The following is a 21,723-nucleotide window of genomic DNA, read 5'->3' as shown; positions in this document are numbered from 1 at the left end:
GGCGATCGGTCCCTCCACGACGGTCCGGGACACCGCCGCGGAGGGCCACCGTTCGCGGGCCGTTCGGGTGAGTCTCAGCGCCCCAGGAAGACCGGGTTGGTGAGGGCGGCGAGCGGCCCGGGAAGGCCCGGCACCTGGGGCGGATGCCGGACCTCGGCGCGGACGTAGGCGGCGTACTGCGGCGTCGTGCGCCACTCCACCGTGCCGGTCCCCGAGGCGGGCAGCGGGGCGGTGAACAGCGTGCCCTGATCGGTCACGAAGTGCGCCGTGCAGCCCGGCGCCCCTCCGACCTCCAGCCGCACCGTGACAGGGGCGTCGGCGTCGGCGGGCAGCCGTCCGCCGATCCCGGCGTGCAGACCACGGCCGCCGGTGGCGCCGAAGGCGAGCGTGACGCCGGACGACTCGGCGATGTACGAACGTCCGGCCCGGATGCCGTCCGTGATCGCCTCGCGGGACAGCTCGTCGGCGAGGACGACGGTCTGCGGCAGACCCACCCGGTCCGGCTCGCGGTGGGCGTCGCTGTTCCCCATGGCGGGGATCCACGGCCTGCCGGAGCGTGCGGACGCCACGAGGGCGTTGTCCCACTCGGCGAGGGAGATCTCGTCGTCGGGGGTGTAGGGCCCGTTCCACACCTCCACCGCGTCCGCCTCGCCGAAGCCGAACTTCCAGTGGCAGCCGATGCAGGTGGCGTGCGGATGGGCGGGCACGACCAGCCCGCCGGCCCGCCGCACGGCCTTCGCGAAGTGGCCGAACCGGTTGTCGCGGGCCCGGTAGCGCCAGTCGACGAAGGTGCCCGGGTCGGTGGCGAGGGCGAGCACGTGACCGTTGCGGGTGGTGACCTCCTCGCCCGTAAGGATCAGCAGGTCCTCGCCCCACAGCCCCTCCCACGCGCTGTGCGCGGAGTGGGTGTTGTGCTCGCTGCTGTTGATGAAGTCGAGCCCGGCGGCCCGCGCGGCGGCGGCGATCTCGGCCGGGGTGCGCCGCCCGTCCGAGTGGACGGAGTGCAGATGACAGTCGCCCCGGTACCAGGCGCGGCCCCGTCCCTTGGCGCGCTCCGGCGGATACACGGGCTTCGGCGTGGAGCCGGAGGGCCCGAAGCGGAGGGTGATCGTCACCTCGTAGGGGAGCCCCTCGGGGGCCACGGTGTACGGCCCCAGCGCGATGTGCCAGGTCCCCGCCCGTACGGGGCCCGCGAGGTAGCCGGGGGTCGCCGCGTCGGCGCGGACGAAGAAGCTGCTGCGGGCCCCGCCGGACCAGCCGCGGAAACCGGCCCCGCCCAGCGCGGTGCCGCGCTCGTCGAAGAGGCCGATGTCGAGGGCGTTGCCCTGGGTTCCGGCCGGGACGGGGGTCTTCTCGTACGTGTACGAGACCTCGATCTCCCGTACACCGTGCGGTACTTCGACGGGCAGGTGGACGAAGTCGGGGGACCCGGTGGGCAGTGTGCCCCGTACGGTGCGGGTCTCGTCCGTGTCGGGCGAGGCGTCGGCGAAGCTCACAGTGCCCAACGTTAGAGCGGTGGCGGCCGTACCGACGAGCAGGCCGCGCCTGGCGATCGGGCGGTCGTGAGCGGTGTGCGAACCGGTCATACGAGTGGCTCCCAGGGTGTCGTCGTGTACGCGAACCCTGGTATTGGCCCCTGAACGCAGCGGAAACGTAAGGGGTGTTGCGGCCAAGCTGCGGAAAAGGGCGCGGAGTCGCGGAACGGCCCGGGGCTCGGATTCACGGCCCCGACGGCATACGTTTGAGCCCCACCGGTCGACGACGGAGGTGTCCTCGCATGCGGATCGCCACAACGATCTTCCTCACCGATCAGACGATCACGCCGGTCGCGCTCGCGCGTGAGCTGGAACAACGGGGTTTCGCCGGGCTCTATCTGCCCGAGCACACCCACATTCCGGTGAGCCGGGAGACGCCCTATCCGGCGGGCGGCGAACTGCCTCCCGAGTACGGCCGCACCCTGGACCCCTTCGTCGCACTCGGGCAGGCGGCGGCCGTGACGGAGCGCCTCGCGCTCGGCACGGGCATCACACTGGTCGCCCAGCACGACCCGATCGACCTGGCGAAGCAGATCGCCACGCTCGACCACCTCTCCGGGGGCCGTTTCACGCTCGGCGTCGGCTTCGGCTGGAATGTGGAGGAGGCCGCGGACCACGGCGTCGTCTGGTCGAAGCGGCGGGCCCTCGGGCGGGACCGGATGGCTCTGATGCGGGCGCTCTGGTCGGAGGAACCGACGGCGTACGAGGGCGAGTTCGGCTCGGTTCGGGCGAGCTTCGCGTACCCGAAGCCGGTCCAGAAGCCGCGCGGCCCCGTGACCGGACCGCGCACGCTGATCGGCGGGGCCGCGGGTCCGAAGCTGTTCGCGCAGATCGCGGAGTACGCGGACGGCTGGCTGCCGATCGGCGGGCGCGGCCTGTCGGAGTCCGTGCCGGAGCTGCGGAGGGTCTGGGAGGCGGCGGGCCGGGACCCCCAGCACCTCCAGGTGGTGCCGTACGCGGTCCTCCCGAACCCGGGGAAGCTGGCGTACTACGCGGATCTGGGCATCGAGGAGGTCGTCCTCCAACTGCCTCCGGAGCCGGCGCCCGAGGTGCTGCGGGTCCTGGACGCGTACGCGGCGCACCTCTAGGGCCTCCCGTTTGGATCATGCCGGGCTGGAACACGGGGGAGGGGCCGGACCGCGCAGTGCGGTCCGGCCCCTCCCGTTCCTCGGTGCCGCTACTTCACGTTGATCGCGTTCCAGGCCGCGGTCACGCCCTGCTGCTCGGCGCTTCCCGCCCCGTACAGGTCGCCCGCGGCCTGCAGGGTCGCCGCGCGGGCTCCCGCGTAGTCGGTCGACGAGGTCATGTACGTGGAGAGGGCCTTGTACCAGATCTTGTACGCCTTGTCCCGGCCGATGCCCGTGACGGTGGAGCCGTCGGCGGTCGGGGAGTCGTACGAGACGCCGTTGACCGTCTTGGCCCCGCTGCCCTCGGACAGCAGGTAGAAGAAGTGGTTGGCCGGACCGGACGAGTAGTGCACGTCCAGCCTGCCGACGTTCCTGGACCAGTAGTCCGCCGACGAGCCGTCCCGGCTGGGCCGGTCCATGTAGCGCAGCGGGGTGCCGTTGCCGCGGATGTCGATCTTCTCGCCGATGAGGTAGTCACCGGCGTCGGCGGAGTTGTTGGCGTAGAACTCCACCGAGGTGCCGAGGATGTCGCTGGTGGCCTCGTTGAGGCCGCCCGACTCCCGGCTGTACTTCAGCCCTGCGGTGGACGCCGTGAGCCCGTGGCTCATCTCGTGCGCGGCGACGTCCAGCGAGGTGAGCGGCTTGAGGTTGTTGGCCCCGTCGCCGTACGTCATGCAGAAGCAGCTGTCGGACCAGAAAGCGTTGACGTACGCGTTGCCGTAGTGGACGCGCGAGTAGGCGGCCTTGCCGTCGCCCGCGATGCCGTTGCGGCCGAACTCCGTCTTGTAGAAGTCCCAGGTCACACCGGCGCCGTAGGCGGCGTCGACGCCGGCCGTCTGACGGTTGGCGGTGGTGCCGCTGCCCCAGACGTCGTCGGCGTCGGTGAAGAGCGTGCCGGTGCCGGACGTGCCGCCGTTGAGGTCGTACGTCTTGTGTCCGCCGCGGCCTCCGTCGGTGAGGCTGTAGGAGGAGCCGCTGAGGGTGGTGCCCAGCGCGACGGTGCCGCTGTACTGGCTCGTGCCCGTCCCGGTGTGGATGCCCTCGTACGAGTAGAGCTTCTTGCCGCTCGTGGCGTCCGTGATGACGTGCAGCTCGCGCGGTGTGCCGTCGGCCTGCGTACCGGTGACGACGGTCTCGTACGCGAGGACCGGCTTGCCGTCGGCCGCCCAGACCACCTTGCGCGCGCCCGGGGCCGCCGCGACGGACGCGGACGTCGTCGGGAGCGATATCTGCTCGGAGTGCGCGCGGGATATGCCCTTGACCGAGCCGTCCTTGCGGGCGTGGGTCACCAGGTCGCCGCCGAGTACCGGGAGGCCGTCGTAGGTCCGCTCGTACCGGGTGTGGACGGTGCCGTCGGCGTCCTTGACGACATCGCGGACGATCAGCTTCTCCTGTGCACCGAGTCCGATCTGCCGCGCCGCGGCGACGGCTCCGGCCTGCGCGTCCTTGATGGCGGTCGCCCGGGCCGACGCGCTGAGCGGAAGCGCGGTGGCGCCGGACTCCCGGTCGGCGGCGGTGGAGTCGGCGCTGGCCGGTGCGCCCTGTACGGCGACGACGGCCATGGCAGCAGAGGCGACAAGTGCGGCGGCACGCAGCGTGGTTCTCACGCGGTCTCTCCTTCACTCGGTTCGTGGGGGGTGCGCCGGTGAGAATGGCACCGAATGAACGTTCGTGACAGAGACCTGACAGACATTTGACCTTGGTGGCCCGGCGATAGGCGGACAAAGGCCGGTATCCCTGACCAGGGGAAGACCTCCCGCTGCAACCGCGCGAGCCGAAGTGGCATCCTTCAACACTGGAGATCGAAGCGCGGACTGCCACCGTCGATGGGTGAGCGGCCGTCAGGGAGTTGGGGGAGCCATGAACAGGCCGCTGCGGCACATCGCCATCTTCTGCGGGCTGTTGGTGCTTGCCCTCCTGCTGCGCGCGAACTGGCTGCAGTTCGCCCAGCGCGAGGAACTCGCGAACAACGAGCACAACCGGCGCGTCAAGATCACGCAGTTCGCCACCCCGCGCGGCGACATCATCGTCGGCGGCAAGGCGGTGACCGGGTCGAAGGCCGTGTCCGGCACCGACTTCAAGTACCAGCGCACCTTCAAGAACGGGCCGATGTACGCGCCGGTCACCGGTTACGCCTCCCAGGCGCAGGGCATGTCGCTCCTGGAGAAGACGTACGACGAGGTGCTCAGCGGCCAGGACGAGCGCTTCGCCTTCCGGCACGCCAAGGACATCATCACCGGCCAGCCGCGGCGCGGCGGCGACGTGATCACGACGATCGACCCGAAGGCCCAGGAGGCCGCGTACAAGGGCCTGACCGACATCGACGCCCGAGGTGCGGTGGTGGCCCTCGACCCGGCCACCGGCAAGGTCCTCGCGCTCGCCTCCACCCCCTCGTACGACCCCTCGGTCTTCGCCGGCAACTCCTTCAAGGAGGGCGACAAGTTCCAGGCGCTCGTGGACGAGAAGAGCAAGCCGCTCGCCAACCGTCCGCTGCGCGAGACCTTCCCGCCCGGCTCCACCTTCAAGATCCTCACGGCTGCCGCCGCCCTGGAGCACGGTGTCGTCACGGACGTCGATGCCAGGACCGACGCGGTCTCCCCGTACCCCCTCCCGCTCTCCTCGAACAAGATCAGCAGCGAGGCGGGCGACGCGGCCTGCAACAAGGCGTCCCTGAAGACGGCCATGCAGTACTCCTGCAACAACGTCTTCCTCGACGCGGCGGCCAAGCTGGGCGACGACAAGATGCGCGAGACGGCGGAGAAGTTCGGCTTCAACTCCGACGTGTACTCGGAGGACTTCGGCGACATGCTCGCCACGAAGAGCCTCTACCCGGAGGAACTGGACAAGCCGGGCACCGCGCTGACCGGTATGGGACAGGGTTCGCTGACCAGCACCCCGATGCAGATGGCGATGGTCACGGCGGCCATGGCCAACAACGGCAAGCTGATGCAGCCGTACATCGTCGACCAGCTCCGCGGCCCCGACCTCTCCACCCTGGAGCAGAACGAGCCGAAGCTCATGAGCCAGGCCGTCTCCGAGGACACCGCGAAGAAGGTCCAGGAGATGATGGAGTTCACCGCCAAGGCGGGCAGCGCCCAGCGCGCCCTGATCGACGGTGTGACGGTCGGCGGCAAGACCGGTACGGCGCAGCGGGGCGTCGACGTCCGCAAGGAAGTCCCGTACGGCTGGTTCGTCTCGTACGGCAAGAAGCCCGACGGTCAGTCGGTCGCGGTCGCGGTCTTCATCGACCCGACGGCCATGGACATCTCCCGTGAGGACATCTCGGGTGGCGGGCTGGGTGCCCCGATCGCGAAGAACGTGATGAAGGCGGTGCTGGGGAAGTAGGCCCCCCGGCCTACTTCCCCAGCGAGGGCCCAGGGTCTCCCTCGTCCGGCACCGGCCAGGTCTCCCCGGCCGGCACCACCCTGGGACCTCTCGTCCGGGTCAGGCGGCCCTGACCCCGACGACAGGCCCCAGGCCCGCCCTCCGACTAGCTCTCCCTCGTCCAGCGCTGTGACGACTCCCCGGCGCACGTCGACGTCACCAGGAAACTGGTCGTGCCCACGTCGAGGCAGCCGCCGTTGAAGGCGCTCACGAGGCTGCCACCCGAACCGTTACGCCAGATCCGGCCGGCCTCCTGGGCGCAGTCGCCCACGAAGACGGCCTGGCCGAGCATGTTGGCGTACAGGCACTGGCCGGTCTGTTGGTTGACGAGCTTGAAGCCGCCGGACTGGCTCCGCACGGTCCACCGGGCGGTCGAGTCCGAGCAGGAACCCTGATCCGAGCCGCCGTACGTCTGGGTGATGCAGAGGCTGTTGTCGCCGTTGCGGTAGCGGTAGGTGCCGGAGGAGGGGGGAGGGGCGGCCGAGGACGGGCCGGAACCGCCCCCGCCGGACGCGGCGGCCCCGCCGGAACCGTCGGCGCCCGAGTCGCCGGGAGTGTCCGCGTCGCCGGCGCCGTCGCTCCCGTCCGGGTCGACGGCGCCGGTCCCGGTGCCGCCGCCGGCGGCGGCCTCGGAGCCGCCCGCCCCGTCCGGTTCCTTGCCTTCGTCGTCCTCCGCGCCCTTCTCCCCGGACGCGTCCTTGTCCCCGGCCTTGCCCTTGTCCTTGCCGGGCGACGCGGACGGCGAGGCCGTGCCCGACGGGCCGGTGCCACCGGTCGACCCCGGGTCGGCCGGCGCCGAGACGGAGGCCGAGGGGCCGGGTTTCTCCGTGGCCTGCGGCGAGGACATGTACGGCAGGAGCTGGATGGCGAGGGTCGTGCCGCCCACGGTGGCGACGACGGGAACGACGGCGAGGAAGAGGCGCTTACGGCGGCGTTCGGCCCGCTCGGGGCGGGCCCCGGACGTCGGCTTCGGCTGCGGCTCAGCCTTCGGCTCCGGCTTCGGCTGCGGCTCAGCCTTCGGCTCCGGCTTCGACTCGGGCTCCGGGCTGCCGCCGGTGAGTGGGACGGTCGGTGTGTCGATCTTCTGCGTGCTCGCGGCGAAGGCGGCCCGCTCGGTCAGCCGCTCCGTGATGACCGCGGGCCACAGGGGCCCGGTGGACGGTGCGCGCCGCGAGGCGCTTTCGAGGAGCTCGGCGGCGGTGGGACGGCCGTCGGGGTCCTTGTCGAGGCAGGCCGCGACGAGCTCGGCGAGCTCGGAGTCCAGCTCCCGCAACGGCGCCATGTCGGGCTGCTCGTGGACGATGCGGTAGAGCACACCGTGGCCCGAGTCGTCGCCGAAGGGCGGCCGGCCGCACGCGGCGTAGCCGAGCGCCGAGGCCAGTGCGAACACGTCGGTGGCGCCGCTCAGCCCGCGTGAACCCGAAGCCTGTTCGGGCGCCATGTAGGCGGGCGTCCCCACGACCATGCCGGTGCGGGTCAACTGGCTCTGTTCGGTGGCCCGGGCGACGCCGAAGTCGATGAGGGTGAGCCCGTCGAGGGTCAGCATGACGTTGGACGGCTTGATGTCCCGGTGCACCATGTCCAGCGCGTGCACGGACGCCAGGGCGGCAGCCGCTCCCCGCAGCAGCGACCAGAGCGCGTCGGCGGGCAGCGGGCCGCCGTGCAGCGTGACGGCCTGGCTCAGGGTGAGCCCGGGGACGTACGCGGTGGCGAACCACGGAGGCATCGCGGTGCGGTCACTGGCGAGCAGCGGAGCGGTGGCCTCCGCCGGCAGCCGGGACAGGTTGTCGAGTTCGTGCCCGAACCGGCGCAGGAAGTCGGCGTCCTCGCCGACGACGGAGGACAGCAGCTGCTTGACGGCCACGTACCGTCCTTCGTGGACCCCGAGGTACACCCGCCCCATGCCACCGGCCCCGAGCCGCCCCGCCAGCGGTATCGATCCGATCCGGAGCGGGTCCCCCGTCTCCAGGGGCTCGGCCCCGCTTCCCCCCAGCTCGAACACGTCAACCCCGTTAGAATTGGAATCAGTTTCTAGAAACCTACTCTAGAACCGGTAAGGATCTCCATGAGCCCCAAACAGCAACGCGGTGCGGTAACCGTCGATTTGCTTCTCGATGCCGCGTTGCGCGTCTACGGCGAGGAGGGCGAGCGGGGCATCACCGTCGGTGCGGTCACCGAGGCCAGCGGGGTCAGTCTCGGCAGCCTGTACCACCACTTCGGCAGCATCGACGGTCTCGTCGCCGAGCTGACGCACCGCTGGCTGGGACGGCTGCTGGGCGAGCTGGCGGTGGGCCTGCAGGGCGCCGACACCACCCGAGGCGCGATCGCGGGCCTCGTACGCGCCTATCTGGCGTTCATCCGGGAGCACCGGGCCGCCGCCCTGCTCCTGCACTCCTCCATGGCCGACCGTCAGGGCATGGCCCAGGGCAAGGAGCTCCGCGACGCCCAGGAGGCCCGGCTCTCGCCCTTCGCCGAATGGCTCAAACCCCGCGTCGAGTCCGGTGAACTCGCCCCGCTGCCGCTCGCGTTGATCGAGTCCCTGGTCCTCGGCCCGGTCGTCGCGGTCGCCCGCCGCTGGCTCTCGGGCATCGACGACGTCGACCTGGACGAGGCGGCCCGCATCCTCCCGGACCGGATCTGGCGGTCACTGACCCTGTGACCCCTCAGGAACGGGCGGGCTGGTCGGCGATCAGCAGGGTGGTGCCGGCCGGGCGGAAGCCCAGGCGGGCGTAGATGCGGGCGACGGCTTCCTCGGCGTAGGCGAGGAAGACGGTGTGCACACCCTGGTCGCGTGCATGGGTGGCGAGGGCCGCCATGACGGCCGCGCCCAGCCCCTGCCGACGGGCCGTGGGCAGGGTCCCGATGCCGCCGATCTCGGTGATGCCGTCCGCCGGGTGGTAGTGGCCCACGGCGAGCGGGGTGCCGTCGGGGGCGAGGGCTGCCACGAGCACCTTGTGGCCGGCGCGGAGGGTCGGGCGGACCGTCTCCAGGGTGCCGTCCGCCGTCAGCGTTGCGGCGATCGCGGACAGTTCGGTGCGCCCCGCAAGGCCCACCGCCGTGCCCACGTCGGCGAAGGCCAGGCGGGGGAGGGCGAGTGCGGCGGGCAGGGCGGGGTCGTCGGCGTCCAGGGCGCGGAGCGTGACACCGTCCGGCAGGGGCGGCGGCGCCAAGGGCAGGTGCGGGTCGAGGACCATCAACGGACGCTCCAGCACCGGCAGGCCCGCGGCCTCGACCAGCCCGCGCATCGCGGGTGCCACCTCGTCCAGCCACTCGATCGCCCCCGGCACACCGAGCTCCCGCTGCCGGGCCCGTACGCGGGCGATGTCGGCGCCGGTGACGTCGGCCGCACCCGCCGCGGTGGGCTGGGCGTGGTTCGGGCCGCCGTAGTACGGGGCGCCCGCCGCCCTCCGTACGAACAGCCGCAACGGACCGAACTCCTCGGCTTCGGCGAACACCAGCGGCACGGTGGCGTAATAGTGCGCTATGCGGGCGCGAAGCGACGGCTCGATCATGCGAAGCATCCCATCACGGCGCGGCACCGGGCCGTGCCCGGGGGTGGCCGGCCCGACCGGGACCGGCGCTGACCGGAACTGCTTCCGAAACATGCCCGCGCGGGCCCGTGAACGCCCCCGAAACGACCTTCGGCGGTGCGTGACGGACGTCGCCGCCCCGCGTACGGACCCCACGGCCCCCGGTCTCCGCCGAGGCGCTCAGCGAACCGCGGACGCCTCCCGCAAACCCCTCCTGAGCTGGGAACATGTGGCTGCCGAACCTACAATTACCCCAGAGGAAAGGGGTAGTTGATGGACCGCAACATACGCACGGTGGACGACGTACTGACACTCCTGGACGGCCTGTTCGCGCCGGAGTCCGACCGCTGGACGGCGGACGGGGCCTCGTGGTGGGACAGGTTCTACGCGGACCGCTCGAAGGCGGTCCCCTTCTTCGTGGCGAAGCCGGACGAGAACCTGGTCTCGTACGTCGACCGCGGCCTGATCACCCCCGGCCGCGCCCTCGACCTCGGCTGCGGCCCCGGCCGCAACGCCCTCCACCTGGCCTCCCTTGGCTTCGACGTGGACGCCGTCGACCTGTCCCCGACGGCCATCGCCTGGGCCGAGGAGCGGGCGGACGAGGCGGGCGCCGACGTCCGGTTCCACTGCGACGACGCCTTCGCGCCGACGACGGCCGAGCTCACCGGACCGTACGACCTGATCTACGACTCCGGCTGCTTCCACCACCTGCCACCGCACCGCCGCATCAGCTACCTCGCACTCCTGGACCGCGCCCTCGCCCCCGGCGGCCACCTCGCCCTCACCTGCTTCGCGGCGGGCGCCATGGGCTCGGAACTCTCCGACGCGGACTTCTACCGGGAGGCGGGCCTTCAGGGCGGACTCGCGTACACCCCGGAGGCATTGCGCGGGATCTTCTCCGGCCTGACGGAGATCGAACTGCGCCGCATGCACGACGAACCAGCGGAGTCCCCGCTGTTCGGCGAGGCGTTCCTGTGGACGGGCCTGTTCCGGCGGGGATAGGGGCGGCGGCCCGCTACCGCCGGCCCGGCGCGCACGCCCGCAGGCCCCGCTACACCGACCTGAGCGCCCGTGCCGGAGCCGCCGGGGGCTGGTCCGCTTCGGTTCTGCCCAGGAGTGCCGGGAGTTCCGTCAGCGTCGTGATGTGCCAGTCCGCCGTCTCCGTCACGTCCGGGTGCTCCGCCCACCAGTGGCCGTAGGGACCGCGGCGGATGTGTGCCGTGCGCAGGCCGGCGGACTTCGCGGGGAACAGGTCGTTGGCCGGGTGGTCGCCCACGTACAGCGTGGCCCGGGGGTCGGCTTCCGCGGCGTCCAGTACGTGGGCGAAGAAGTCCGGGTCCGGTTTGGCGACGCCCCACTCCTCCGAGGTGACGACCAGGTCCGCGGGCAGGTCGAGGGCGCGCAGGAGTTCGCCCGCGCGGGCGGTCCGGTTGCCCGCGATCACGACCCGGAGGCCCAGCGCGCGCAGTTCGGCGAGTGCGGGGCGGACGTCGGGGTAGAGGTCCGACTCGTCCAGGTGCTCGCCCCGGCCGGCCGCCGCGCGGGCGTGCGCGGCCTCGGCGACGTCCATGCCGGGGCGCAGCAGGCGCAGCGCGTCGGCGCCCTCGCCGCCCTGGGTGACCGCGGCGCCGACCAGCGCGCTGAGCGTGTGCGGCGGGATGCCCAGCCAGTTGGCCCAGGACGCCCAGTAGCGGTCGTCGCGGATGAGTGTTTCGCCGATGCCGAGGACGATCGTTTTCATCACCGTGCCGACCCTACGGGGCAAGCGGGGCATAACGGTCCAGGCGCCAGGGGTACGGAGGAGGTCCGAGCTCCCGGAGCGCTGGTCGGCGGCGGTGGCCTCGCTCGTATGCTCGGTTCATGACCGATCCTCAGCGCGGACGCCCGACCACCAACGCCATGCGGCGCGCCCTCAAGCGAGCCCGGGACGGCGTCGCTCTCGATGTGACCGAGGCCGCCGTGCTGCTCCAGGCGCGCGGCGACGACCTGACGGACCTCGCCGGGTCCGCCGCCCGGGTGCGGGACGCCGGGCTCGACGCGGCCGGCCGGCCGGGCGTCATCACGTACTCCCGCAAGGTCTTCATCCCGTTGACGCGGCTGTGCCGCGACACGTGCCACTACTGCACGTTCGTGACCGTGCCGGGGAAACTGCGCCGCGAGGGCCACGGGATGTTCCTGTCGCCCGACGAGGTCCTCGACATCGCCCGCAAGGGCGCCGAAATGGGCTGCAAGGAAGCACTGTTCACGCTCGGCGACCGGCCCGAGGACCGCTGGCCCGAGGCGCGGGAGTGGCTGGAGGCCGAGGGGTACGACGACACGCTCGCGTACGTACGGGCGATGGCGATCCGGGTCCTGGAGGAGACGGGTCTCCTTCCGCACCTCAACCCCGGGGTCCTGACGTGGACCGATCTGCAGCGGCTCAAGCCCGTCGCCCCGTCCATGGGAATGATGCTGGAGACGACCGCGACCCGCCTGTGGTCCGAGCCCGGCGGCCCGCACCACGGCTCCCCGGACAAGGAGCCCGCGGTGCGGCTGCGGGTGCTGGAGGACGCGGGCCGTTCCAACGTGCCCTTCACCACCGGCATCCTGATCGGCATCGGCGAGTCGTACGAGGAGCGCGCCGACTCCCTCTTCGAGCTGCGCAGGACGGCCCGTGCCTACCACGGCATCCAGGAAGTCATCGTGCAGAACTTCCGCGCGAAGCCGGACACGGCGATGCGCGGTATGCCGGACGCCGAGCTGGAGGAGCTGGCCGCGGCGATCGCCGTCGCCCGTCACATCCTCGGCCCGTCCGCCCGCATCCAGGCGCCGCCGAACCTCGTCGACGCCGAGTACGCCCTCCTCATCGGCGCCGGGATCGACGACTGGGGCGGCGTCTCGCCGCTCACCCCCGACCATGTGAACCCCGAGCGCCCCTGGCCGCACATCGACGAACTGGCCGCGAAGACCGCCGAGTCGGGATTCCTTCTCCGCGAACGGCTCACCATCTACCCGGAGTTCATCCAGCGCGGCGAACCCTGGCTCGACCCCCGGCTCGTCCCGCACGTGCGAGCCCTCGCCGACCCGGAGACGGGACTCGCGAAGGAGGAGGCGATCCCGGTCGGTCTGCCCTGGCAGGAGCCCGACGAGGGCTTCGGCGCCTCCGGTCGCACCGACCTCCACCGCACGATCGACACCGAGGGCCGCACCGGCGACCGGCGCGACGACTTCGACGAGGTCTACGGGGACTGGGAAGCCCTCCGCGAGGCGGCGGCCCCCGGCATGGTGCCGTCCCGTATCGACGGCGACGTGCGCCAGGCCCTGAGCCAGGCCGCCGACGACCCGACGAAACTCACCGACGACCAGGCGCTCACCCTGCTGCACGCGGACGGCGAGGCGCTGGACGAGCTGTGCCGGATCGCGGACGCGCTGCGCCGGGACGTGGTCGGCGACGACATCACGTACATCGTCACGCGGAACATCAACTTCACCAACGTCTGCTACACCGGCTGCCGGTTCTGCGCCTTCGCCCAGCGGCGTACGGACGCCGACGCGTACACCCTCTCGCTGGACCAGGTCGCCGACCGCGCCGCGCAGGCGTGGGACGTCGGCGCGGTCGAGGTCTGCATGCAGGGCGGCATCCACCCCGACCTGCCGGGCACGGCCTACTTCGACATCGCGCGGGCCGTGAAGGAACGCGTCCCCGGCATGCACGTGCACGCCTTCTCGCCGATGGAGGTCGTCAACGGGGCCACCCGCACCGGCATGTCCATCCGGGACTGGCTGACCGCGGCGAAGGAGGCCGGGCTCGACTCGATCCCCGGCACGGCGGCCGAGATCCTCGACGACGAGGTCCGCTGGGTCCTCACCAAGGGCAAGCTGCCGACGGCGACCTGGCTGGAGGTCGTCAGAACCGCCCACGAGGTGGGTCTGCGCTCCTCCTCGACCATGATGTACGGGCATGTCGACCAGCCCCGCCACTGGCTCGGCCATCTGCGGACCCTGGCCGGCCTCCAGCAGGAGACGGGCGGCTTCACCGAGTTCGTGACGCTGCCGTTCATCCACACCAACGCGCCCGTCTACCTGGCGGGCATCGCCCGCCCCGGTCCGACGGACCGCGACAACCGCGCGGTCACCGCGATGGCCCGGCTCCTCCTGCACCCGCACATCACCAACATCCAGACCAGCTGGGTGAAGCTGGGCGCGGAGGGCGCGGCGGAGATGCTGCGCTCGGGCGCCAACGACGTCGGCGGCACCCTCATGGAGGAGACCATCTCCCGGATGGCCGGGTCGGGTTACGGCTCGTACCGGTCCGTCCAGGACCTCGTCGCCATCGCCGACCTCGCGGGCCGGCCGGCGAAGCCGCGTACGACGCTGTACGGGGAAGTGCCCGAGGAGCGCGTCACGGCAGCCGCCGCGTCGGACGGGCACCTGCCGGAGCTGCTGCCGGTCCTGCCGAGCTGACGCCGGGGCCCGGCCGCGCGCCCGCACGGCGCCCCCTGCGGGTGCGCGGCCGGTTCAGCGCTCGGCCGGGACCTCTTCGGACGCCGTGGCGATCACGTCGTCCAGCACCTCCCGGGAGCGCAGCAGCTCACCGATCATCCGGTCGATGCGCTCGCGCTCCACGGTGAGGTCGTCGACCAGCCTCGGGGTGGCGATCTCGGACGGTCCGCCGTCCACGTCCCGTACGCAGGGCAGCAGCTGGACGATCTTCGAACTGCACAGCCCGGCCGCGTAGAACTCCTGGATACGGATGACGCGGTCGACCGCTCCGGCCGGATAGTCCCGGTGGCCGCCGGGCGTGCGGTCGGCCGCCAGCAGCCCCTGGGTCTCGTAGTAGCGCAGGGAACGCTCACTCACTCCCGTACGCCGGGCCAGCTCACCGATCCGCATGGGAATTCCCCGCCTCTCGTACGTGCCGCACTTGAACCTGACACCAGTGTCAATTCTTACCGTGACGGCATGACGAACGCAGCCGCTTCCACGAAGATCTTCGAACCGGCCGAACTCGGCCCCCTCACCCTGTCCCACCGCCTCGTGATGGCTCCGCTGACCCGGAACCGCGCCACGGCCGACGGCGTCCCGACCCCGCTCATGGCCACGTACTACGCCCAGCGCGCCTCCGCCGGACTGATCATCGCCGAGGCGTCGACGCCCAACGCCGTGGGCCAGACCTATCCGAACATCACCGCGATCCACAGCCCGGCCCATGTCGCCGGCTGGCGCCGGGTCACCGACGCCGTACGGGCGGAGGGCGGCCGGATGTTCCTCCAGATCCAGCACGGCGGACGCGTCGGCCACCCCGACACCAGCGGACTCACACCCGTCGCCCCCTCGCCCGTCCCGCTCCCCGAGACGATCCACACCCCGGCCGGGCGGGTGCCCTCGGTCGTCCCCCGCGAAATGACCGTCGAGGACATCGGGGAGACCGTGGCGGACTTCGCCTCCGCCGCACGCAACGCCATCGAGGCGGGCTTCGAAGGGGTCGAGGTGCACAGCGCCAACGGCCACCTCCTCCACCAGTTCCTGGCCCAGGGGACCAACCGGCGCACCGACGCCTACGGCGGCTCCGTGGCCGGCCGCATCCGCTTCGTGACCGAGGTGGTCGAGGCCGTCTCCGAGGCCGTCGGCCCCGACCGGGTCGGCCTGCGCCTCTCGCCCGGGAACACGGTCAACGGCATCGAGGAGGGCGACACCGAGGAGATCTACCGGGCGCTCGTCGCCGCCCTCGCCGACAGCGGACTCGCCTACGTCCACCTGGTGCACGCGGACCCGGACAGCCCCGTCTACCAGCAGATCCGCAAGGACTGGCGGGGCACGCTCATCGCCAACCCCGTGCTGCCCGCCGACCGCATCCCGGACGACGGCGGCATCGGCCACGGCGAACGGCTCCTGGCCGCGGGAGCCGACCTGATCGCACTCGGCCGCCCCTTCCTGGCCAACCCCGACCTGATCCACCGCGTCCGCACCGGCGCCCCGGTGAACCAGGTGCGGGACGCCTATCTGATGTACGTGGGCGGAGAGACCGGCTACACGGACTACCCCGCCCTGCCCACCACCCAGTGACGCGCATCACATTCCGCCGTTCCGTACGCGAGGGTGTCACATCCTGCCGAGCCGGTCCGTCGGAGAGGTACAACCACCGATTACGGCACACAGGAGTTCACCGTGAATGCTCGTCTGAACATCTTCGGCAGCCCGATCGCCACCTCCCTCATGAAGCACTTCAACGCCGCGGGGAAGGTGCTCACGGACTCGTCGGTACCGGCCGCGACACAGGAACTCGTGAAGATTCGCGCCAGCCAGATCAATGGCTGCGGTTTCTGCACCGACATGCACACCAAGGACGCCGCGCACCAGGGAGAGACCACGACGCGCCTCCACCTGATCGCGGTCTGGCGGGAGGCCACGGTGTTCACCGACGCCGAGCGTGCCGCCCTGGAACTCGCGGAACAGGGCACGCGCATCGCCGACGCGGCCGGTGGTGTCCCGGACGAGGTGTGGGCGAACGCCGCCAAGTACTACGACGAGGACCAACTCGTCGCCCTGGTGTCCCTCATAGCCGTCATCAACGCCTACAACCGGCTGAACGTCATCATTCAGCAGCCCGCGGGCGACTACCAGCCCGGCCAGTTCGGATAACGGCCGGTCCGGAAATCAGCCGCTCCGGAAAACGGGGAAGTGCCCGGCCGGGACCACCACAGCCGTTTCGGCCGGGTCCGGAACCCACCCCGGAAAACCGTGAGGAATGCCGTTCAAAAGTGCTCTCAATAGCTACTCCGTACATACCGTTCCAGCCCTGATCCGGTCCTTCCCGTTCGATTACAGTGCTTGCGCAGTCGCACGCCGGTATGCGGAGGGAAGGGGCACGGTGAGCACAGGGACCACAGCTGTCTGGGGCCGTGCCGAGCAGCAGGACTTCCGCAGCCGGGTACGTGGCGCGCTGCTCGGCGGCGCCATCGGAGACGCGCTCGGCGCGGCCGTCACCGGACTCACGCTGGAACAGATCCGTGAGGCCCACGGCGCCGAAGCGGTCACCGACTTCGTACCCGCGCACGGCAGGCGCGGCGCCGTCACCGCCGTCACCCAGCTCACCCTGTTCACCGTCGACGGGCTCATCCGCGCCCAGGTCCGCCGCGACACCGGCGCCTGGCACCCGCCCACCGACGTCCACCGCGCCCACCTCCGCTGGGCCGCGACCCAGCGCGACTGGGGCCCCGACGAACGCCGTACGGACGACGGCTGGCTCGCCCGCGAGGAGTGGCTGTACACCCGCCGCGCCCCCGCCCGGGAATGCCTCACCGGCTTCGGCGACACCGTGATGGGCACCCTCGACCAGCCGAAGAACCCCGCCGCGCGGGACTCGGCCGCCCTCACCCGCTCCGCACCCTTCGGCCTCCTGGTCGGCTGGGAACCGCAGCTCGTCCTCCAGCTCGCCGTCGAGTGCGCCGCCCAGACCCACGGCCACGCCACCGCCCAGCTCGCCGCCGGAGCCCTCGCCGTCATGGTGCACGGGCTCGCCCGCGGCGAGACGCTGGACGGCTCCGTACAGCACGCCCTGGCACAGCTCGCCGGACGTCCGGGCCACGAACCGGTCGCCGAAGCCCTCAAGCAGGCCCTCGGCTCCGTACGCCAGGGCATCCCCGGACCGGCCCTCATCGAGGCACTCGGCGCCACGGACTCCGCCGAGGAGGTCCTCGCCGTCGCCCTGTACTGCGCCCTGGTCGGCGAGGACGTCCGGCACGGGCTGCGCCTCGCGGTGAACCACGGAGGCCCGTCCGCGGCCACCGGGGCCGTCTGCGGAGCCCTGCTCGGCACGCTCCACGGGGAGACGGCCCTGCCGCCCGCCTGGCTCGCCGAACTGGAGGGCCGGTCCACGCTCCTCGAACTGGCCGACGACTTCGCGATGGAGATGACCCAGGGCCCCGCCCTGCACAGCCCGACCGCCGTCGCCCCCGGCTGGCTGGCCCGCTACCCCCGGGGCTGAGAACCCGGGGCTGAACCCGGGGCTGAACCCGGGGTTCAGAAATCGAGGCTGAGAACCCAGGGTCGAGAAAGGGGGTGGCAGACCCCCTGGCCCGCCACCCCCGTCCGCCGTACGAAGGTCAGTCCTTCACGCCCTCACGGACCACCGGGCCCCCGGGACCGGCCTGCGCGGGAATCCCCGCACCGCCCGCCGCGCCCCCGTCGCCGTCCGTGTTGATCTGCTCGATGATCGCGTCACGCTCCGGGGTGTCCTCCGGCTTGATGAAGCCGATGACGATGTAGAGCACCAGCGAGATCGCCAGCGGCAGCGCCACCTGGTACTGGAGCGCCACGTCCGTCTTGACCGAACCGTCGAGGTTGTAGTTGGTGAAGAAGAACGCGAGCAGCCCCGCCGCCCAGCTGGTGAGCGCCGCCGTCGGCCCCGACTTCCGGAACCTGCGCAGCAGACCCAGCATGAACGGGATCGCGATCGGGCCCATCAGGCCGGCCACCCACTTGATGACGACCGAGATGATGTCCTTGAACGTGGGCGAGTTGATCTGCGTCGCCAGCGCCATCGACAGGCCGAGGAAGGCGAGCGTCGAGAGCCGGGCCGCCAGCAGGCCGCTGCGGTTGCTCCAGGTGCGCGCGGCCTTGGAGAAGACCGGCGCGATGTCGCGGGTGAAGACCGCCGAGATGGCGTTGGCGTCGGAGGAGCACATGGCCATCGTGTGCGAGAAGAACCCGACGACCACCAGGCCCAGCAGACCGTGCGGCAGCAGCTGTTCGGTCATCAGGGCGTACGAGTCCGAGGCGTCCGGCTTCTTGGCCTCGACGAGCAGCGGGGCGACCCACATCGGGAAGAACAGGACGACCGGCCAGACCAGCCACAGGATCGCGGAGAGCCGGGCCGAACGGGTCGCCGAGCGCGGGGAGTCCGTGGCCATGTAGCGCTGGGCCTGGTTCCACATGCCGCCGTTGTACTCGAAGGTCTTGATGAACAGGTACGCCAGCAGGAACGTCACCGTGTACGGGCCCGCCGTCGGGTCCGTGTGGCCCTCGGGCAGCTTGTCCCAGACCGTCCACAGCGAGCTGAAGCCGCCCAGCTCGCGCAGGGCGATGACCAGCATCGCGAGTCCGGCGAAGAGCTGGATGACGAACTGGCCCAGCTCGGTGAGCGCGTCGGCCCACAGGCCGCCGACCGTGCAGTAGACGGCCGTGATGGCGCCGGTGATGAAGATGCCCTGGGTGAGGGTGATCCCGGTGAAGACGGAGAGCAGCGTCGCGATGGCCGCCCACTTCGCACCGACGTCCACGATCTTCAGGAGCAGTCCGGACCAGGCCAGGGCCTGCTGGGTCTGGATGTTGTAGCGGTTCTTGAGGTATTCGAGCGGCGACGCGACGTGCAGCCGCGAGCGCAGCCGGTTGAGCCGGGGCGCGAAGAGCTTGGCGCCGATGCCGATGCCGATGGCGATCGGCAGTGACCAGGTCACGAAGGACGTGACGCCGTACTGATAGGCGATGCCGGCGTAACCGGTGAACATCACCGCGCTGTAGCCGGACATGTGGTGCGAGATGCCCGAGAGCCACCACGGCATCTTGCCGCCGGCCGTGAAGAAGTCGCTGACGTCGTCCACGCGCTTGTGCGACCAGAGTCCGATCGCGACCATCACACCGAAGTATCCGATGAGCACGGCCCAGTCGAGACTGTTCATGTGCCCCCTCCAGGGGTCCGCCTTGTGAACGGGTACGCACTTCGTCGGTACGGCCGCTCAGCGGTGACCCCGTGCGGGAGCGGGGGCTTCGGGGATTGAACCGTCTGTTCGGGTTCCTGGTCAAGGTTTCCCGCGATCAGAAATGTGAACGCGAATCAGCAAGTCGAACGATTTTGCTTGTTCTTGACCCTGTGGGGCGTTGTCGCGAACGTGACAGCGGCCACACGATGGGCGGGCACTTCGTCAGGCTGTGCAGACAACGGAAGCCCGTCCTGGGCTACGTGGGTACGACAAGACCGCACGGGATGCGGGTCCCGTGCGGCCGAGCGAGGAGGAGACCTGTCCCTGCCGTCAGCGCATCAGCTCGCCGGCGTTGACCAGAAGCGACTGTCCGGTGATCGACCGGGCCCGGTCGGAGGCCAGGAACACCGCGGCCTCCGCCACGTCCCCGTCCGTCGCCGGCTCCGGCAGCGCCATCCGCGAGGTGAGTCCGGCCAGCACCTCCTCCTCGGGCACGCCGTCGGTGTGCGCGGCGAACTTCACGTACGCCTGCACCGGCGGCCCCCACATCCAGCCGGGCAACACCGTGTTCACCCGTATCCGGTGCGGCCCCAGTTCCTGCGCCAGTGAGTACATCGCGGAGGTGAGCGCGCCCTTCGAGGCCGCGTACGCCGCCTGGCGCACCTGGGACGGGGCGGCCACCGAGGACTGCGTACCGATGATGACCACCGAGCCGCCGTGCTCCTTCAGGGCCGGCAGGCAGGCCCTCGTCATCCGGAGCGTCCCGAGCAGATTGACGTCGAGCACCGACTGCCAGGCGTCGAAGTCGGCATCCTCGAGGCCGCCGAAGTGGGTGTCCAGGGCGGCCACATGCACCACCGCGTCGATCCGGCCGAACCGCGCGAGCGCGAGCTCGGCGAGCGCCTCGCACCGGGTCTCGTCGGTGATGTCGGTCGCCAGGCAGGCTGTGTGCCGGCCCTCCGGATCGATTGCGGAGGCGGTCCTGGCGAGGTTCGCCGCGGTACGCGCACCGAGGACCGCGTGGCCCCCGTCCCGCACGACCGCCGCCGCGACCTGATGTCCGAGACCGGCGCCGACGCCCGACACGATGACGGTCTTCCCCGCGAGCAACATCGGTGCCTCCCGGCTCTGGCAGTTCTTCTGACGGAGCGTCAGAGTAGGACGCCGTGGCGAAGCACGGAAGGGGAACGGCATGAGCGAGGAGACACGTAGCGACCTGTACGCGGAACTGGCGGCGGTCGGACCGTACGGTGTCCACCCCGGGCACGCGCTGATCACCATGGTCGAGCCGCATCCGGGCCATGAGTACGCGTACAACCGCTGGTACGAAGACGATCACTACTACGCGGGCGCGATGGCGATGCCCTGGATGTTCGCGGGCCGGCGCTGGGTCGCCACCCGTGAGCTCCAGGAGCTGCGCTACCCGGAGAAGTCCGCGGTCGCCCAGCCCGTGGCGGCCGGGTGCTATCTGTCCACGTACTGGGTGACGGACGGGCGCTACGACGACCATATGAAGTGGACCGTCGGGATCAACAAGCGGCTCAACCGGGACGGCCGGGTCTACCAGGACCGGACCCACGTCTTCACGGCCTTCCAGGACCACGAGGCGACCGTCTACCGCGACGGGGCCGCCGGTCCGCGTGACTTCCACGCGCTCGACCATCCGTACGCGGGACTCGTGCTCCAGGTCATCGACGCCGACGGGCCGGAGCGGCGGGCGGAACTGCTGGAGTGGCTGCGCTCCCGGCATCTGCCGAAGCGGCTCGCCGGGTCACCGGCGGCGATGGTCACGGTCTTCCGGCCCACGCCGCTGCCCGGCGACCGGATGACGTATGTGAAGCAGGTCGAGGGAGTGGACACCCGGCTGACGCTGCTGTGGTTTCTCCAGGAGGACCCGCGTGCCTGCTGGGCGAAGCACTTCACGGGGCTCGACGAGGCGGTCGCCGCATCGGGCCTGGGGCGGGTCGAGCTGGTGGCGCCGTTCATTCCTACCGTGCCCGGAACGGACCGGTACGTCGATCAGTTGCGCTGACTTCGGTCGGGTCGGCCTTCAGGTGTGCTGAAGGCCGCCCGCCTCGGAGCCGGGCCCCCTCGGCCAGGACGGCGGGCCAGTCGAGAGGGCTCCAGTCTTTTGTGCTTCGGTGTCCTGCGGACGGCACCGGTCAGGCGTCGACAGTGCCTGCTGCGACATCCCGCACGAAGGCATTCCACGCACCGGGCACGAAGGTGATCGAGGGGCCCTCGGGAGCCTTCGAGTCGCGCACGGCAATGGCCTGCGTGACAGGGGACTTGACTTCGACGCAGGCGCCGTTGCCGCCCGAGTACGAGGACTTCGTCCACATGTCCGTAGCGCCCTGAAGAATAGGCATTTTCACTCCGGTTCAGAGAGTTGTGCGAGCGGAACCGACTGCGTTCCTGTTGGCGTGATCGACGCTACTCGCCAACTTCCCTGCGTGACGCGGCCATT

At 71.1% G+C, this 21,723-nt stretch carries 18 protein-coding genes; 9 read left to right on the top strand and 9 right to left on the bottom strand.

Annotation, left to right across the window (positions count from 1 at the left end; translation table 11 throughout):
• Positions 1 to 74 precede the first annotated feature (74 nt).
• Positions 75 to 1,586, bottom strand: a complete 1,512-nt coding sequence (locus OG230_RS15230; protein ID WP_328910754.1) for a CehA/McbA family metallohydrolase — start codon at positions 1,584 to 1,586, stop codon at positions 75 to 77.
• A gap of 191 nt (positions 1,587 to 1,777) precedes the next feature.
• Between OG230_RS15230 and OG230_RS15225 the strand changes: the two genes are divergently transcribed.
• Entirely contained in the window at positions 1,778 to 2,623 is an 846-nt protein-coding gene (locus tag OG230_RS15225; protein ID WP_328910753.1) for an LLM class F420-dependent oxidoreductase, read from the top strand.
• Positions 2,624 to 2,712: 89 nt separating this feature from the next.
• Here the strand turns inward: OG230_RS15225 and OG230_RS15220 are convergent, their stop codons facing one another.
• Positions 2,713 to 4,224 (bottom strand): M4 family metallopeptidase, encoded by a 1,512-nt coding sequence (locus tag OG230_RS15220; protein WP_328911407.1) that lies wholly within the window; start codon positions 4,222 to 4,224, stop codon positions 2,713 to 2,715.
• Positions 4,225 to 4,522: 298 nt separating this feature from the next.
• Here OG230_RS15220 and OG230_RS15215 point away from each other — a divergent pair, with 298 nt between their 5' ends.
• Positions 4,523 to 6,007 carry a peptidoglycan D,D-transpeptidase FtsI family protein gene (locus OG230_RS15215; RefSeq protein ID WP_328910752.1) on the top strand — a complete coding sequence of 495 codons (1,485 nt, stop codon included), beginning with the start codon at positions 4,523 to 4,525 and terminating at the stop codon, positions 6,005 to 6,007.
• A 145-nt stretch (positions 6,008 to 6,152) separates the two neighbouring features.
• Here the strand turns inward: OG230_RS15215 and OG230_RS15210 are convergent, their stop codons facing one another.
• Positions 6,153 to 8,048, bottom strand: coding sequence for a protein kinase domain-containing protein (locus tag OG230_RS15210; protein ID WP_328910751.1), 1,896 nt, complete (start codon positions 8,046 to 8,048; stop codon positions 6,153 to 6,155).
• Between the two features lie 63 nt (positions 8,049 to 8,111).
• Between OG230_RS15210 and OG230_RS15205 the strand changes: the two genes are divergently transcribed.
• Positions 8,112 to 8,705 carry a TetR/AcrR family transcriptional regulator gene (locus OG230_RS15205; RefSeq protein WP_328910750.1) on the top strand — a complete coding sequence of 198 codons (594 nt, stop codon included), beginning with the start codon at positions 8,112 to 8,114 and terminating at the stop codon, positions 8,703 to 8,705.
• A gap of 4 nt (positions 8,706 to 8,709) precedes the next feature.
• Here OG230_RS15205 and OG230_RS15200 read toward each other — a convergent pair whose 3' ends face one another.
• The gene (locus OG230_RS15200; RefSeq protein WP_328910749.1) at positions 8,710 to 9,558 is read right to left on the bottom strand and encodes a GNAT family N-acetyltransferase; all 849 of its coding nucleotides are present in this window, start codon (positions 9,556 to 9,558) and stop codon (positions 8,710 to 8,712) included.
• A 291-nt stretch (positions 9,559 to 9,849) separates the two neighbouring features.
• Between OG230_RS15200 and OG230_RS15195 the strand changes: the two genes are divergently transcribed.
• Positions 9,850 to 10,578, top strand: coding sequence for a class I SAM-dependent methyltransferase (locus OG230_RS15195; RefSeq protein ID WP_328910748.1), 729 nt, complete (start codon positions 9,850 to 9,852; stop codon positions 10,576 to 10,578).
• Positions 10,579 to 10,627: 49 nt separating this feature from the next.
• Here OG230_RS15195 and OG230_RS15190 read toward each other — a convergent pair whose 3' ends face one another.
• Positions 10,628 to 11,317: an HAD family hydrolase gene (locus OG230_RS15190; RefSeq protein WP_328911406.1), complete on the bottom strand. Its 690-nt coding sequence runs from the start codon at positions 11,315 to 11,317 to the stop codon at positions 10,628 to 10,630.
• Between the two features lie 119 nt (positions 11,318 to 11,436).
• Between OG230_RS15190 and OG230_RS15185 the strand changes: the two genes are divergently transcribed.
• Positions 11,437 to 14,019, top strand: coding sequence for a bifunctional FO biosynthesis protein CofGH (locus tag OG230_RS15185; RefSeq protein ID WP_328910747.1), 2,583 nt, complete (start codon positions 11,437 to 11,439; stop codon positions 14,017 to 14,019).
• Between the two features lie 54 nt (positions 14,020 to 14,073).
• On the opposite strand, the gene OG230_RS15180 is transcribed toward OG230_RS15185, so the two are convergent.
• Positions 14,074 to 14,448: a MerR family transcriptional regulator gene (locus OG230_RS15180; protein ID WP_328910746.1), complete on the bottom strand. Its 375-nt coding sequence runs from the start codon at positions 14,446 to 14,448 to the stop codon at positions 14,074 to 14,076.
• A 69-nt stretch (positions 14,449 to 14,517) separates the two neighbouring features.
• On the opposite strand from OG230_RS15180, the gene OG230_RS15175 reads away from it, so the two are divergent.
• The 3 genes from OG230_RS15175 to OG230_RS15165 all read left to right on the top strand — a co-directional run bounded on the left by OG230_RS15175 (position 14,518) and on the right by OG230_RS15165 (position 17,542).
• Positions 14,518 to 15,621 carry an alkene reductase gene (locus tag OG230_RS15175; RefSeq protein WP_328910745.1) on the top strand — a complete coding sequence of 368 codons (1,104 nt, stop codon included), beginning with the start codon at positions 14,518 to 14,520 and terminating at the stop codon, positions 15,619 to 15,621.
• A 102-nt stretch (positions 15,622 to 15,723) separates the two neighbouring features.
• The gene (locus OG230_RS15170; RefSeq protein WP_328910744.1) at positions 15,724 to 16,197 is read left to right on the top strand and encodes a carboxymuconolactone decarboxylase family protein; all 474 of its coding nucleotides are present in this window, start codon (positions 15,724 to 15,726) and stop codon (positions 16,195 to 16,197) included.
• A 229-nt stretch (positions 16,198 to 16,426) separates the two neighbouring features.
• The gene (locus OG230_RS15165) at positions 16,427 to 17,542 is read left to right on the top strand and encodes an ADP-ribosylglycohydrolase family protein (protein ID WP_328910743.1); all 1,116 of its coding nucleotides are present in this window, start codon (positions 16,427 to 16,429) and stop codon (positions 17,540 to 17,542) included.
• A 118-nt stretch (positions 17,543 to 17,660) separates the two neighbouring features.
• Here OG230_RS15165 and OG230_RS15160 read toward each other — a convergent pair whose 3' ends face one another.
• Positions 17,661 to 19,235, bottom strand: coding sequence for a sodium:solute symporter family protein (locus OG230_RS15160; RefSeq protein WP_328910742.1), 1,575 nt, complete (start codon positions 19,233 to 19,235; stop codon positions 17,661 to 17,663).
• Between the two features lie 351 nt (positions 19,236 to 19,586).
• Positions 19,587 to 20,369, bottom strand: a complete 783-nt coding sequence (locus tag OG230_RS15155; protein WP_328910741.1) for an SDR family oxidoreductase — start codon at positions 20,367 to 20,369, stop codon at positions 19,587 to 19,589.
• Between the two features lie 79 nt (positions 20,370 to 20,448).
• On the opposite strand from OG230_RS15155, the gene OG230_RS15150 reads away from it, so the two are divergent.
• Positions 20,449 to 21,288 (top strand): hypothetical protein, encoded by an 840-nt coding sequence (locus OG230_RS15150; RefSeq protein ID WP_328910740.1) that lies wholly within the window; start codon positions 20,449 to 20,451, stop codon positions 21,286 to 21,288.
• Positions 21,289 to 21,418: 130 nt separating this feature from the next.
• Here the strand turns inward: OG230_RS15150 and OG230_RS15145 are convergent, their stop codons facing one another.
• Positions 21,419 to 21,625 carry a DUF397 domain-containing protein gene (locus tag OG230_RS15145; protein WP_328910739.1) on the bottom strand — a complete coding sequence of 69 codons (207 nt, stop codon included), beginning with the start codon at positions 21,623 to 21,625 and terminating at the stop codon, positions 21,419 to 21,421.
• Between the last annotated feature and the right edge of the window lie 98 nt (positions 21,626 to 21,723).

Origin of the sequence: Streptomyces sp. NBC_00234, assembly GCF_036195325.1 — a bacterium.
GTDB lineage: Bacteria > Actinomycetota > Actinomycetes > Streptomycetales > Streptomycetaceae > Streptomyces.
Note: the sequence above shows the minus strand (reverse complement) of the source record. Positions and strands in the feature narration are given on the sequence as shown.